Source organism: Catenuloplanes atrovinosus (assembly GCF_031458235.1).
Classification (GTDB): domain Bacteria; phylum Actinomycetota; class Actinomycetes; order Mycobacteriales; family Micromonosporaceae; genus Catenuloplanes; species Catenuloplanes atrovinosus.
On the sequence record NZ_JAVDYB010000001.1, the window covers coordinates 7614793 to 7628222 of the forward strand.

The 13430-nt window shown below is 71.9% G+C and carries 11 protein-coding genes and 1 pseudogene; 4 read left to right on the plus strand and 8 right to left on the minus strand.

The window, feature by feature from the left end; translation table 11 throughout:
* The first annotated feature begins 18 nt into the window (after positions 1 to 18).
* The gene (locus J2S41_RS33915; protein WP_310374143.1) at positions 19 to 426 is read left to right on the plus strand and encodes a TFIIB-type zinc ribbon-containing protein; all 408 of its coding nucleotides are present in this window, start codon (positions 19 to 21) and stop codon (positions 424 to 426) included.
* A gap of 41 nt (positions 427 to 467) precedes the next feature.
* Here the strand turns inward: J2S41_RS33915 and J2S41_RS33920 are convergent, their stop codons facing one another.
* Positions 468 to 3200: a replicative DNA helicase gene (locus J2S41_RS33920; protein WP_310374144.1), complete on the minus strand. Its 2733-nt coding sequence runs from the start codon at positions 3198 to 3200 to the stop codon at positions 468 to 470.
* 386 nt (positions 3201 to 3586) lie between these two features.
* On the opposite strand from J2S41_RS33920, the gene J2S41_RS33925 reads away from it, so the two are divergent.
* Entirely contained in the window at positions 3587 to 5470 is a 1884-nt protein-coding gene (locus tag J2S41_RS33925; RefSeq protein WP_310374146.1) for a hypothetical protein, read from the plus strand.
* 66 nt (positions 5471 to 5536) lie between these two features.
* On the opposite strand, the gene rplI is transcribed toward J2S41_RS33925, so the two are convergent.
* The 5 genes from rplI to J2S41_RS33950 form a co-directional block, all read right to left on the minus strand.
* Positions 5537 to 5989 carry a 50S ribosomal protein L9 gene (rplI, locus tag J2S41_RS33930; protein ID WP_310374148.1) on the minus strand — a complete coding sequence of 151 codons (453 nt, stop codon included), beginning with the start codon at positions 5987 to 5989 and terminating at the stop codon, positions 5537 to 5539.
* 14 nt (positions 5990 to 6003) lie between these two features.
* Positions 6004 to 6243 (minus strand): 30S ribosomal protein S18, encoded by a 240-nt coding sequence (gene rpsR / locus J2S41_RS33935; protein ID WP_173040721.1) that lies wholly within the window; start codon positions 6241 to 6243, stop codon positions 6004 to 6006.
* Positions 6244 to 6261: 18 nt separating this feature from the next.
* Positions 6262 to 6846, minus strand: coding sequence for a single-stranded DNA-binding protein (locus tag J2S41_RS33940; RefSeq protein ID WP_310374150.1), 585 nt, complete (start codon positions 6844 to 6846; stop codon positions 6262 to 6264).
* Between the two features lie 92 nt (positions 6847 to 6938).
* Entirely contained in the window at positions 6939 to 7229 is a 291-nt protein-coding gene (rpsF, locus tag J2S41_RS33945; RefSeq protein ID WP_310374152.1) for a 30S ribosomal protein S6, read from the minus strand.
* A gap of 261 nt (positions 7230 to 7490) precedes the next feature.
* Complete coding sequence (locus J2S41_RS33950) at positions 7491 to 8339, minus strand: hypothetical protein (RefSeq protein ID WP_310374154.1); 849 nt, start codon at positions 8337 to 8339, stop codon at positions 7491 to 7493.
* A gap of 181 nt (positions 8340 to 8520) precedes the next feature.
* Between J2S41_RS33950 and J2S41_RS33955 the strand changes: the two genes are divergently transcribed.
* Positions 8521 to 9297, plus strand: a complete 777-nt coding sequence (locus tag J2S41_RS33955; protein WP_310374156.1) for a deoxyribonuclease IV — start codon at positions 8521 to 8523, stop codon at positions 9295 to 9297.
* Positions 9298 to 9344: 47 nt separating this feature from the next.
* Positions 9345 to 11306, plus strand: coding sequence for a hypothetical protein (locus J2S41_RS33960; RefSeq protein WP_310374158.1), 1962 nt, complete (start codon positions 9345 to 9347; stop codon positions 11304 to 11306).
* Between the two features lie 58 nt (positions 11307 to 11364).
* Here the strand turns inward: J2S41_RS33960 and J2S41_RS33965 are convergent, their stop codons facing one another.
* Together J2S41_RS33965 and J2S41_RS33970 are read right to left on the minus strand one after the other, a co-directional pair.
* The gene (locus tag J2S41_RS33965; RefSeq protein ID WP_310374160.1) at positions 11365 to 11622 is read right to left on the minus strand and encodes a sulfurtransferase TusA family protein; all 258 of its coding nucleotides are present in this window, start codon (positions 11620 to 11622) and stop codon (positions 11365 to 11367) included.
* A 331-nt stretch (positions 11623 to 11953) separates the two neighbouring features.
* Positions 11954 to 13402 (minus strand): annotated as a pseudogene (locus tag J2S41_RS33970) (glycosyltransferase family 87 protein); the annotation flags it as partial.
* Between the last annotated feature and the right edge of the window lie 28 nt (positions 13403 to 13430).

Sequence of the window (13430 nt, forward strand, 5' to 3'; positions counted from 1 at the left end):
CCGGGGTACCGTCGACCCATGCAGATGACCTGTCCAAAGTGCCACGGCCAGATGCGGCAGTACGAACGCAGCGGCGTCACCATCGACCAGTGCACCGAGTGCCGAGGGATCTTCCTCGACCGCGGTGAGCTGGAAAAACTCTTTGAGGCCGAGCAGAACTGGAGCCAGCGCAACCCGCAGGGCGCCCGCCCCGCGGCCGCTCCGCCGCCCCCGCCCGCCGGCTACCCGCCGGCCGCGCCCGGGCACGGTGGCGGTTACGCGCCTCCGCCTCCGCCTCCGGTGCAGCACGGCTACCCGGCCGCGACCCCGGCGTACGGGCACGGTGCCCCCGCCTACGGCCAGGGCGGGTACCACGGCCACTACCGGCACCACGGCCACCGCCGCAACAAGCGGCACCGCGGCTTCCTCGGCGAACTCTTCGACTAGGAACTGCGGTAGGTAGGGCCGCCGCGCTGCGGTAGGCGGCCCTACATCGCCATGTCCACGAACCGGGACAGGTGCAGCTGCGCCGCCACCGTGATCGTGTCCGTCGGCCCGTTACGGTGCTTCGCCACGATGAAGTCCGCCTCCCCCGCCCGCGGCGACTCCTTGTCGTAGTAGTCATCCCGGTGCAACAGAATCACCACGTCAGCGTCCTGCTCGATCGAGTTGTGGACCGCCACGCCGTCCGCGATGAAGTTGTGCAGCCCCAGGACGGTGGCGTCGTACACGTCCATGTCGCCGGCCGCGGTGATCGAGACGACCTCGTCCCACAGGACGTCGTTCGTCGCCAACAGGTCCAGCTCCGCGTCGTCGAGGACGTCGGCGACCCTGGCCAGCCGTTCGCGGCCGGCGCCTCGCTTCGACATCGTGCTTCCGCTGAACCGGGTGTTCATCGCGGGGGCGAACTCGCGGTGGGAGATCTTCTTCTCGGTGAGGATCGACCTCACCCGGGTCCACACCTCCGCCGGCACGGTATCGACGTCCGGATCACTCCGGCCGCCTTCGAGGACGGCCAGCAGTTCGGCGCAGGCGATCCCTCGTAGGCCGTGCACGCCGATCTCGCGCAGGAACCTGAGCTGGTCGTCCCGGCCCGAGATGTCGAGGGTGTACTGCGGCCGATGCGCGCCGGCCGTCGCCACCCGGATGCGCCCGGAGATCCCGAACCTCAGGAGGAGGAGGGAGATCTCATCGAGCATCCGCCGGCTGGTCGCCGAGAAGTAGATCCGGCCACCGCGACCGTGCTTCGTGACCGTGACCGAGCCGTCGGTCGCCCATAGGTGTCGCAGGAAGAGGGCGATCTGCCTCTTCGGCAGGGACGCCACACCCGCGGGAATGAACTTCTCGTGGGATCGGAGGCCGAAGAGGCCGAGATCGTCGAGCCACGCCGCGATCGGATTCCGCTTGCCACGAGCCGGCCGGAACGGCGCGGGCAACCGCAATGCCACGACCCGGTTCGCCGGGTGCTCGTCGCGGACCGCGGTGATGCCGAAGTGTTCGGCGGCGTCGGTGACCGCCGTCAGGTTGGCCTCGTCCACGCTCGCGTACCGGATGGGCCGGCGGCGCCCGAAGGACCCGTCGCCCAGCAGGTGAGCGAGCATCACCACCTCGGCCTCCGGCCACGGCACGATGTCCGCCGGAGGCGGCAGGTGCCGGGGAACGGCGATACGCGAGCCGACGGCGAGATCGCCCAGCGCCCGCCATCCGTCGATGGTCAGGAACGGGTGATTCGCCGTCGCCTCGACCCGGCGTCCCGAAGCGAGTTGCAGACGGAACACCTCCTTGCGACCGCTGGGGAACGCGTGCGTCATGGTGGCCGGCACGTACTGGAGTCGGTCGTTCAGTGCCCAGACCGGCACGTTCCTGGCACCCGACGTCAACAGCTCGCCGATGGTGACCTGCTCGTTCGTGTCCGCCCTGATCACCCTTGTGCCGGCCGGCACGCAGCCGGACTCGCGCAAGTCGGACAATTGGGGCCGCTTGTCGGTGCGTTGCTCGGGGCCACGGTTCAGCTGGGAGACCGCGATGACCGGCGCCTCGACCTCCTTGGCCAGCAGCTTCAGGCCACGGGACAGCTCGGCGACCTCCTGCTGACGGCTCTCGGTGCGGCCCGGCGAGGACATCAGCTGCAGATAGTCGACCACGATCAGCTTGAGGTCGTGCCGCTGCTTGAGCCGGCGCGCCTTCGCCCGGATCTCCATCAGGTTCATGCTCGGCGTGTCGTCCACGAACAGCGGCGCCTCGCTGATCTCGCCCATGCAGCGGGCCAGCTTCGTCCAGTCGTCGTCGGAGAGCTGGCCGGACCGCAACACGTGCAGCGGCACCCGCGCCTCGGCCGAGAGCAGTCGCATGACGATCTCGACCTTGCTCATCTCCAGCGAGAAGATCGCACTCGCGCAGTTCGCCCGAATGGCCGCGTTCCGCGCGAAGTCCATGCTCGCCGTGCTCTTTCCCAGGCCGGGGCGGCCGGCGACGATGATGAGCTGGCCGGCGTGGAGGCCGTTGAGGAGGCGGTCGAGGTCGGCGAAGCCGGTGGGGACGCCGGTCATGATGCCGGCGTTGGCGCCGATCGCCTCGATCTCGTCGAGGGTGGGCTGGAGCATCTCGCCGAGGCTGGCGAAGTCCTCGTTGACCCGCTTCTCGGTGATGTCGTAGACGGCCTGCTGTGCCAGGTCGACGATGTCGTCCACGTCACGCCCGCTGCCGGCGGCGGCGCCGTAGCCGAGCTGGACGATGCGGGTGCCGGCCTCAACCAGGCGGCGCAGGACGGCGCGCTCGGCCACGATGCGGGCGTAGTACGACGAGTTGGCGGCCGTGGGGACGCTGGCGATCAGCGTGTGCAGGTAGGGCGCGCCGCCGATGCGGGCCAGGTCGCCGGCGTCGTTGAGCAGCGCGGCGACCGTGATGGCGTCGGCGGGCTCGCCGCGGCCGTAGAGGTCGGTGATGGCGTCGAAGATGGTGGCGTGGATGGGCCGGTAGAAATCGCCGGTCTTGAGGATCTCCACGACGTCGGCGACCGCGTCCTTGGAGAGCAGCATGCCGCCGAGCACGCACTGCTCGGCGGCCATGTCCTGGGGCGGGGTGCGGTCGAGGCCGCCGCCACCGCCCTCGCCGTCGCGGGGCGGGCCGTCGAACGAACGGTCCTTCTGGCGGCGCGGGCGCTCGCCCCCGGAGTCGTCGGGGGTGAACGAGCCGGGCCGCACGTCGTCGGTAATCGACATCGAGCCCCCCTCTCAGTCGAACATACGTACTATCCCGCATCGGGCGGGCGGCCGACAAGCGGAACGGCGCACACGCCTGCCGGTAGAGCGATCACACTACGAACCCCGAGGCCCGAGCCCCAAACGGGGCGGTGGACGAGCCTGGGTATTACCTGTGGACATCAGGACGCATGCTGTGCGCAGCCCTGTGGATAACTTGTGCAGAACTAAGTGGATCGCGTCACACAAACCGGCCTGAGCTGGGAAAACTTCCTCCCCAGCATGTGGAGGAAGGAAACCTTGTCCGGTTCTCGACGCACCGCGGGCCGACGGTAGGCTCATCGCCGCGAGTTGATGTCCCTGGAACACGTATTGCGATCTGGTCTCGGAACGGTCACGCTCCATTGGTGGACTACGACGATCGGGATACCAGCGGGCGGGCGCCGCGACAGCGGCGCCGCGCTGAGTCCTGGTCGGAAACCGGCGATTACGGCGACGAGCTGCCCGCTCCACGGGCGGCGGAGGAGTCGCAGCTCACCCGCTACACCAGCTATCCCGACCCGGCGACCACGGATTTCTACCAGCGCACCGGGGACACCGGCGTCGGCGACATCCCGCCGGTCCGCGGCAGCCGCGCGCGCAACCGCTGGCAGGCCAGCCGCGAGACGGAGGACTGGCAGCGGGACGCGGACGGCGGCGCCACCTACGGCCGGGTGAGCGAGAGCCTCAGCTACGAGGACGCGACCCCGGAGCGGCCGAGCTGGGCCGATCGGCGGTACGACACCGGCAGCTGGCGCAACGTCAGCGACACGGCGAGCTGGCGGCGCGGCTCGCGCGCCGAGCCGGAGGAGGAGACCGGCTACCGCGCCTATCAACCCGGCGGACGGTACGGCTACCGCCGCGACCCGGTCGAGGAGGACGCCGCTCCCCGCCGCCGGCCACCCGACGAGGGCGGCGGCTCATGGGGTCGCGACGCGGAGGAGGACACCTGGAACCGGCGCTCGGGCGCCGGTTCGTGGCGTCGGGTGACGGAAACGCGCACCTGGGTGTCGGAGACCGGCAGCTGGGACCGGCCGGAGGTGCCCGCGCAGCGGCGCGCGCCGGAGCCGGTCGAGGAGGAGACCTGGAGCGGCCGGGCCACCCGGGAGGACACCGGCACCTGGGAGGCGCCGCGACCCACCCGGTCCGAGCGACGGCGCGCCGAACGCGCCGGTGAGCGGGCCGAGGCCGCCGAGGAGGCGCCGCGGCAGTACCAGCAGAGCGCTTGGCCGGACTGGAGCGACCCGACGATGGGCCCGGCCCGCACCCGTGGGCCGCGCCCCGACCCGGGACCGCCGGTGCCCCGCTCCGGCAACGCGCCGCAGCTGCCGCCGGAGGCGGTCCAGGAGCGGCCGGGGTGGCGCGCGGACGCCGCGGGCACCTCGGACACGGGCACGTGGCGGCGGCGCCCGGAGAACGCGGATGACGGCGACTGGCGGGGTCCGCAGACGGTGTCGGACACCGGCACGTGGCGGCGCGGCGCGCAGCTGGACGGCACCCGGGGCCGGCGGGACCGGTCCGCGACCGAGGACACCGGCACCCGGGCCGGCGGCTACGGCTTCACCCGGGCGGAGCCGGGGGCGGGCCGGCCGCGCTACGCGGGCGAGACCGGCGAGGTGTCGCGCTATCCGCGCCGGCAGGAGACGGACACCAGCAGCTGGCAGCGTACGCCGGACGGGGTGATGTGGACCGGCGCACCGGCCGCCGGCGCCGCGCCGGCGGCGGGCGTCTACCGGGCGTCTCGTCCGGTGCGTTCGTGGCAGGACGACACGTCGGCCGCGGAGCGGGACTGGGCGGCCGGTCAGGCGACCACGGGGACGTACCCGGACGGTCTGGCCCGCCCGTCGTATGCGGACGCCGTGCCGGAGCAGCGCACGCCGCGTCGGGAGATGTCCGCGGCGATGCGCCGCCGGGTGGCGGTCGAGGAGCTCGACGAGCTGGAGGAGGCGCCGCCCGGCGGCCCGCTGGCCGCGATCGGGTTCACCGTCTTCTGGTACTCGGTGCCGGTGCTGCTCTTCACGATCTTCACGCTGACGCAGGGTGCGGCGGAGCGGGCGCGGGCCGGTGCGACGCTGCTCGGCGCGGCGCCGCAGTTCGGCATCTCGCTGGCCGTGAGCATCGTGATCGCGTACCTGTTGCGCCTGGTCAGCGGCACCTGGAAGACCGCGAGCGTGGGCCTGGCCGCGGCCGTGATGGGCGGCGGCCTGGCGACCGTGCTGGTCTCCGCGATCAGCGGTCAGCCGATCGGCTGACCCGCACCAAAAACACGAAACCCCGGGACGAGGGTACGTCCCGGGGCTCCCGCGCTGGTGCGAGCGTTACTTGGTCGGCGTCACGTTCAGCGTGAACTTGGCCGTGACCTCGGGGTGCAGCTTGACCCCCACCGTGTAGGCACCGACCGACTTGATGTGGGCCGGGAGGTCGAGGCGGCGCCGGTCGATCGACGGGCCGCCGGCGGCCCTGATCGCGCCGACGACGTCCGCCGGGGTGACCGAGCCGAAGAGGCGGCCGCCGGCGCCGGAACGGGCGCCGAGGCTGACCGTCTTCAGGCCCTCGATCGCGGCCTTCACCTCGTTCGCGTGCTCGAGACCACGGATCTCGCGCGCCTGGCGGGCCCGGCGGATGACCGTGACCTGCTTCTCGGCGCCCTTGGTCCAGTTGATCGCGAAACCCTGCGGCAGGAGGTAGTTACGGCCGTAGCCGTCCTTGACCTCCACGATGTCGCCGGGAGCGCCGAGGCCGGACACCTCCTGGGTCAGGATGATCTTCATGTCCGTCCCCCCTCTCAGCGGGCCGTCGTCGTGTACGGCAGGAGCGCCATCTCGCGGGCGTTCTTGACCGCGCGGGCGATCTGACGCTGCTGCTGCGAGGTCACCCCGGTGACGCGGCGGGCACGGATCTTGCCGCGGTCGGAGATGAACTTGCGCAGCAGCGCGGTGTCCTTGTAGTCGATGTAGGTGATCCCCTCCTTGTCGAGCGGGTTCACCTTCTTCTTCGGCTTGCGCAGTGCCGCAGCCTTAGCCATTGCTTGCTCCGTAACCTGTTAGAACGGGGGCTCGTCGTCGAAGTTGCCGCCGCCACCCGAACCGGAAGAGGCCGGACTCGCGGTCGCCCACGGGTCGGAGTAGTCGCCACCACCGCCGGAGTTGTTGCCTCCGCCGAAGTTGCCGCCGCCACCGGAGTTCCCTCCGCCGCCGAAGCCGCCACCGCCCCCGCCGCCGCCGTTGGAGGAGCCGAAGCCCCCACCACCGCCGCCGCCGGAGCGGGACATCTTCTGGACCTTCGCGGTCGCGTAGCGGAGCGAGGGGCCGACCTCGTCGACCTCCATCTCGATGACGGTGCGCTTCTCTCCCTCACGGGTCTCGTACGACCGCTGGCGCAGACGCCCCTGGACGATCACTCGAGAACCGCGCGTCAGCGACTCGGCGACGTTCTCCGCCGCCTGACGCCAGACGCTGCATTGGAGGAACAGTGGCTCGCCGTCCTTCCACTCCCCGGACTGACGATCGAGAGTCCGGGGGGTCGACGCGACCGTGAACCTGGCGACTGCCGCACCCGAGGCGGTGAAGCGCAACTCTGGGTCATTGGTCAGATTGCCAACGACGGTGATGACTGTCTCTCCTGCCATGACCTTCTCCTACCACCGGGGTGATTTGGTGAGTCAGACTGCCACACGGGTGCGACAGAAACCCCGGCGACGTTTCGGGTGGAGCCGGAAGATCAGCGAACTTCCGGCCGGATGACCTTGGTGCGCAGCACGGACTCGTTGAGTCGCAGCTGGCGGTCCAGCTCGGCCACGGCCTCGGGCGTCGCCTGAAGGTCGATGACGGCGTAGATGCCCTCGGCCTTCTTCTCGATCTCGTACGACAGGCGCCGGCGGCCCCAGACGTCGAGCTTCTCCACCGAGCCACCCGCGGTACGGATCACGTTCAGGTACGTGTCGAGCGATGGGGCGACGGTGCGCTCCTCGAGACTGGCATCGAGGATCACCATGATTTCGTAGTGACGCAAGACGTACTCACCTCCTATGGGCTAGCGGTCACGGTCCTTCCGTGACAGGAGGTCTGCGTCGTTGCCGCGAGCGCGATGGGATTACCGGCCGCGGGCAACCTGACAAGGATAGCGGGGGCCCGGCGGCACGAATCAGCGGACCCCGATAGATCGACGACATGGAACCGCGGGGCGCGGGTCCGCTTTCCTGGGGTGGGACCTGGGGAGGAACGACCACACCGACGAGGTTGGACCGGCGCCCCGCGGGGCTTCGGAGCGGACCTACACGTACCCGGCTCGGGCGGCCCGCTGAGCGATAATAGCCCGAATTGCCCCAGCTGACACGCCAATCACGCAAATTGTCGCGATTAGCGCCAGCAGGCCGACCGGGCCGCTCTCCTCGACCGGCCCCACGGACGCGACCGGCTCCGCCGCGACGCCCTCCGCGAGCACGGCCGGCGCGCCGGTGACGTCCCGGCCCAGCGGCGCGGCGAGCGGGTCCGGGAGCGCGGGCGGCGACGGGGCGGGCGGGGTCGCGACGCCGGGGACGTGGGCGCTCTCGGTCGTACCCACCGGCGTGTCGGCAACCGGCGCGGGGTCCGCGGCGGCCGGCGCGGACCGCCGATCGGCCGGCGTGGGCCGGCGTGTCGCGGCGTCCGGCGAGCGCGACCCGGGAGCGGGCGGCATCGCCACGGCCGGGGCCGGCTCCTCCGGCGCGGGCGGCGGCGCGGCGGGTGGCGGCGCCGCCGCGCGGGCCGCCGGGCGCACCGACACGCGCACGGACGCGGACTCCTCGGTGAGCACGCAGTTCGGCTTGAGCGCGACCGTGACCGGGCCGTGGTGGAACAGGACCTTGGCGGCCTCGCCCTTGCCGATCTCGCCCTGGGTGGCGCCGTCCAGCAGCAGTTTGGCCCGGTAGCCGGTCCGGTTGACCACCCGTAGGGTGGACTCGGCGGGCAGCGAGACCGTGCTCACGTTCGGCTTCGCGCCGCAGGTCACGCCGAGCAGCCCGCCGCCGCTGAAGACCACCTCCGCGCCGCTCTCCTCGGTGGCCCCCGCCGGGCCGCCGGCCAGCAGCGGCAACGCCGCCACCAGCGCGACCAGCGACATGCGCGCGACACGGATCCGCATCGGCAGACTCCCAGGCTGGTGTGAGGGCGGACGACAAAGTGGTGTAAAACACCCCTCGCCGAATTCATTCGCACAACGACAAGCAAGTGCTCGCGGTGACGGCGCTCCCCGGGCCGTGCGACGCCCGTTCAGGGGCGGGCAGGGGCGAATTCCGTCGGGGGTGCGACGTAGGCTGCCGGTCATGCGAATCGGAGCCCACGTCGATCCGGCCGACCCGCTGGCCGCTGCCGCCGCCCGCGGCGCCGATGCCGTGCAGTTCTTCCTGACCGACCCGCAGAGCTTTGCCACCCCCGAGCCGCGGGCCGACGCCGACGCGCTGCGCGCCTCCGACGTGCGGCTCTTCGTGCATGCGCCGTATCGGATCAACGTCGCCACCACGAACAACCGGATTCGCATCCCGAGCCGCAAGCTGCTGCTGGCGCACGCCCGCGCGGCCGCGGAGATCGGCGCGGCCGGGCTGATCGTCCACGGTGGCCACGTCGGCGACGGTGACGACATCGCGACCGGGTTCGACAACTGGCGCAAGACCTTCGACTATGCGGCGAAGGAGGGCGGTTTCCCGCTGCCCGTCCTGATCGAGAACACGGCCGGCGGGGAGAACGCGTGCGCCCGCACGTTCGACGCGATCGCCCGGCTGTGGGACGCGGTCGGCCCGTTCGGCGCCGGCTTCTGCCTGGACACCTGCCACGCGCACGCCGGCGGTGAGCAGCTGATCGACGCGGTCGACCGGATCAAGGCGATCACCGGCCGGATCGACCTGGTGCACTGCAACGACTCGCGGGACGAGTTCGACTCCCGGCGGGACCGGCACGACAACCTCGGCCACGGCATGATCGACCCGGCGCTGCTGGTCGGCGTGGTCCGGGCGGCGGACGCGCCGGTGATCGTGGAGACTCCCGGTGGCGCCGACGGGCAGAGCGCCGACATCGCGTTCCTTCGCAACCAAATCGGCGACTAGACCGTCTCCACCGGCGGGCACACGAGACCGTAAGGGGCAGTCGAGCGATGAGTACGGACAAACCGCAGCTCACCGGCGATGGGCAGGGTGGCGCGGAGGCCGGGGCGCGCAAGCCGGAGGGGAGCGCCGCGTCGCTGCGCGCGGCCGCCCCCGGCGAGTCGGCCACTCCGGCCGCTCCGGCCGCCAGGCCGGCGGACCGGCCCGGGCAGATGACCGTCATGACCGATCCGAACCGGGACCCCTTCGAGTCGTTCGGGCCGCCGCCGCCCGTGCAGCTCAGCCGGGTGGGGCGGATCCGGACCGCGGTCGCCCGCGCGCTGGTGCACGAGTGGACGTTCGCGATCCTCGCCGGCCTGCTCGCCGCCGTGGTCGTCACCTGGCCCACGCTGAGATACCCGCTGCACACGATCCCGCAGGACATCTGGGACCCGACGCTCCAGGCCTGGCAGATGGCCTGGTCCGGGCACATCCTGCTGACCGACCCGGCGCAGCTGTGGAACTCCAACACGTTCTATCCGAACGAGCTGAGCTTCGCGTTCTCCGACGCGCTGCTCGGGTACGCCCCGGCCGGCATGATCGGCGAGGGCCCGGTCGCCGCGGTGCTGCGGTACAACATCATTTACGTGCTGGCGTACGCGCTGGTCTTCATCGGTGGGTACGCACTGGCTCGGCAGCTCGGCACCGGCCGGATCGCGGGCGCGGTCGCCGGCGCGGCACTGGCCCTGGCGCCGTGGCGCCTGCCCCAGGCCGGCCACCTGCACGTCATGTCCAGCGGCGGCATCATGCTCGCGCTGGCGATGCTGGCCCGCGGCCACGGCTACTCGCTGCGCCACGGATACCGGCCGGAGCGCCGCCACGCAGGGTGGGCGCTGGCCGGCTGGCTGGTCGCGGCGTGGCAGATCAGCCTCGGCTTCGGCATCGGGCTGCCGTTCGCGTACGTGCTCTTGCTGATCGTGCTGGTGTCCGCCGTGACGTACGCGGTGAAGCGGTTCCGGGTGTGGAAGGAGCCGAAGCCGTTCGGCTGGCGGCTGCTCGCGGCGGACGCGGCCGGCGGCCTGATCTTCGCCGCGGTCGGCGCGCTGCTCGCCATCCCGTACTTCCGGGTCTCCGAGATGTACCCGAACGCCAGGCGCAGCATCGCGGACATCGAGCTGTTCTCGCCGCCGCTCCGCAGCTTCTTCATCGCGCCCGCGGAGTCCGCGCTCTGGGGCGAGCTGCACACGGTGGCGCGCGACGCGCTGCCGTTCAAGCCGGAGATGACGCTGCTGCCCGGCTTCGCGCTGATCGGGCTCGCGGTCGCGGGCCTGTTCTTCTCGATCTGGACGGTACGGCAGCGCGCGCTGCTGGCGGCCGGCGTGCTGGTCAGCGGCGTGCTGTCGATGGGCACCGCGTTCTACGGCGGGACGTTCACCTACGTGCCGCTGTTCGAGCACCTGCCGGGCTGGCAGGGCATCCGCACGCCGGGCCGGCTCGTGCTGTGGACCACCATCTTCCTGGCGCTGCTGGCCGCGGGCGCGGTCGCGGCGTACTCGCGGCGCGCCGTGGACTTCTCCCGCGAGCGGGTGCCGGCCCGGCCGGGCCCGCTGCTGCGCCTCGCCACGCTGCTGCCGCTGCTGGCGATCGTGCTGGAGGGTGCGAACCTCACGCCGCACCCGATCGTGCCGCAGCAGCCGCTGGCGATGCGCGCGGTCGACGGGCCGATGCTGGTGCTGCCCAGCGTGGGCGGCTGGGACCAGCACGTGATGCTCTGGTCCACCACCCGGTTCCAGGAGGTGACCAACGGCGGCAGCGGCTTCACGCCGACGAAGACCGACGAGATCCGCGCCGCGACGCAGTCGTTCCCCGACCAGACCAGCATCGACTACCTGCGCGGCATCGGCGTGCGGAACGTGGTGGTGATGCGCGAGTGGATCGTCGGCACGGATCTGGAGGCGCGCGTCGACCTTCCCGTCGACTACCTCGGCATCACCCGCGAGGACATGGAGAACGCGGTGGTCTACCGCCTCTGACCCACGCACGGACGGCCCGGTTCGGCACTCGCCGGACCGGGCCGGTTCACGTGGTACGTCAGCTCAGGCGGCGCACGTCGAAGGTGGACGGCGCGGGGGAACCCAGGTACTCCTGCGACTTCATCCGGCACCAGGCGGGAATGTCGTTCGCCGCGGCCGGGTCGTCGGCCAGCACGCGGATCACCGCACCGGTGGGCAGCGCGGGGAGCCGCTTGGCGAGCGCGATCACCGGGAGCGGGCAGCGCCGGCCGAGGCAGTCGAGCACCTCGGCCGGCTCACCGTCACCGGCCGTCGTCGTCACTCGCCCGCCGCTCACCGGCCGAAGCGTCGCCACGGGCCGAGCCGTCCTCGCCGGCCGAAGCGTCGCCACGGGCCGGGTCATCAGTGCCGGCCGGGTCATCAGTGCCGGCCGGACCGTCGGTGCCGGGCAGCCCCGACGAGGCGGAGGCCGGGCCGGGAGCGGTGGTCGACGCCGAGACGGGCGGCGGGCCGGACGCGGGCGCCGGGGTCCGGTCCTCGGCGCCGTCGTCCAGGTCGTCCAGGCGGTCGTCCGCGAGATAGGCGGTCGAGCCGCTCGCCGTACCGGCGCCGAGACCCGCGCCCGCCAGCGCCGGAACCGGCAGTACCGCCCCCTGGCCGCGCCCGAACCGGCTGATCACCCACGGCGCGTCCGGCGCGCCGTCGAGGACACCGCCGTCCGGGTCGTCGTCGTAGACCGTGCGCACCGGGTCCTCCTCCGGGTGCCGGATCTCCCGGATCACGAACCAGCAGAGCGCCGCCACCGTGACCAGCCGCAGCGTGGCCGCCAGCACGAACACGCCCTCCGGGAAGACCTGCTTGCCGGAGGCCCCCAGCAGTTCGCCGTAGAACGCCACGAAGTACAGCACCTCGGCCGCCTGCCAGGCGAGGAACGCGCCCCAGCGCGGCCGGGCCAGCACCGCGAGCGGCAGCAGCCAGAGCACGAACTGCTGCGACCACACCTTGTTGAAGATCAGGAACGCGGCCACCACCAGGAAGATCACCTGAGCGAGGCGGGGCCGCCGCGGCGCGGTCATGATCAGGAACGCGATGCCGAGGCAGGCCAGGCCGAACAGCGCGTAGCTGGTCCAGTTCAGCGCCGGGTCCACGTTGTCGCTGAACCACTGGAAGATGCCCTGCTCGCCGGGGATCAGCGGGGCGAGCTTGCCGTCCAGGTAGCGGCCGACGTACCAGAGGGTGCCCCAGTCGATCGGGCGTTCCGTGTTGAGCTCGAAGAACCGGTTCCACGACTCGCGCCAGAGCAGGAACACCGGCGCGTTGACCGCGAGCCAGGTGGCGGCGCCGGTGCCGAGCGCGACGAGCACCGGCCGGATCCGCCCGGCCCGCAGCCCGAGGATGAGCAGCGGCCCGAAGATGAACAGCGGCCAGAGTTTGGCCGCGGCACCGAGGCCGAGCAGCACGCCGGCCAGCACCGGTTTGCTCCGTGCCCAGGCGTAGAGCCCGGCCGCGGCGAGCCCGATCACGAGGAAGTCCCAGTTCACGGTCGCGGTGACGAACAGCGCCGGTGCGAGCGCGAACAGCGCGGCGTCCCACGGGCGCCGGCGGCGCAGCGCGAGGATGACGGCCGCGGTGACGACCGCGAGCGCGGAGAGGACCAGCGCGTTCACGTCGTAGAACAGCGTGCCCTGGTTGATGCCCGGGTTCGCCTCGCCGTACGCGTGGACCGGCAGGCCGAGCACGCCCATGAAGTAGCCGGTGACCACCGGGTACTCCACCGGGTGATCCCGGTAGGGGACCTTGCCCTCGTTGAGGCCTTCGGCGTAGTAGAGCGCGAGCACGTCCGTGTAGCAGAACCGGGTGTACTGCACATGGTTGTCCCAGGCGCCGTCGCGGCAGGGCGACTTCTGCACCCAGTGCAGCGCGAGCGTGAGACAGACCAGGGCCAGCACGATCCGGGTGGCGGTCCAGAACCGGGCGCCCTGTGGACCGCCGTGGCCGGAGGGCGCGGCGTGCTCGCCGAGCGGCCCGCCGATCGCCTCGGAGAGGCCACGGACGAACGGCTCCGACTGTCCGGGGTTGTCGACCCGCGGCTGCTGCTCGACGTTCATACGAGGCATCTTGCCCCATGACGCTGAAGAACCGGAC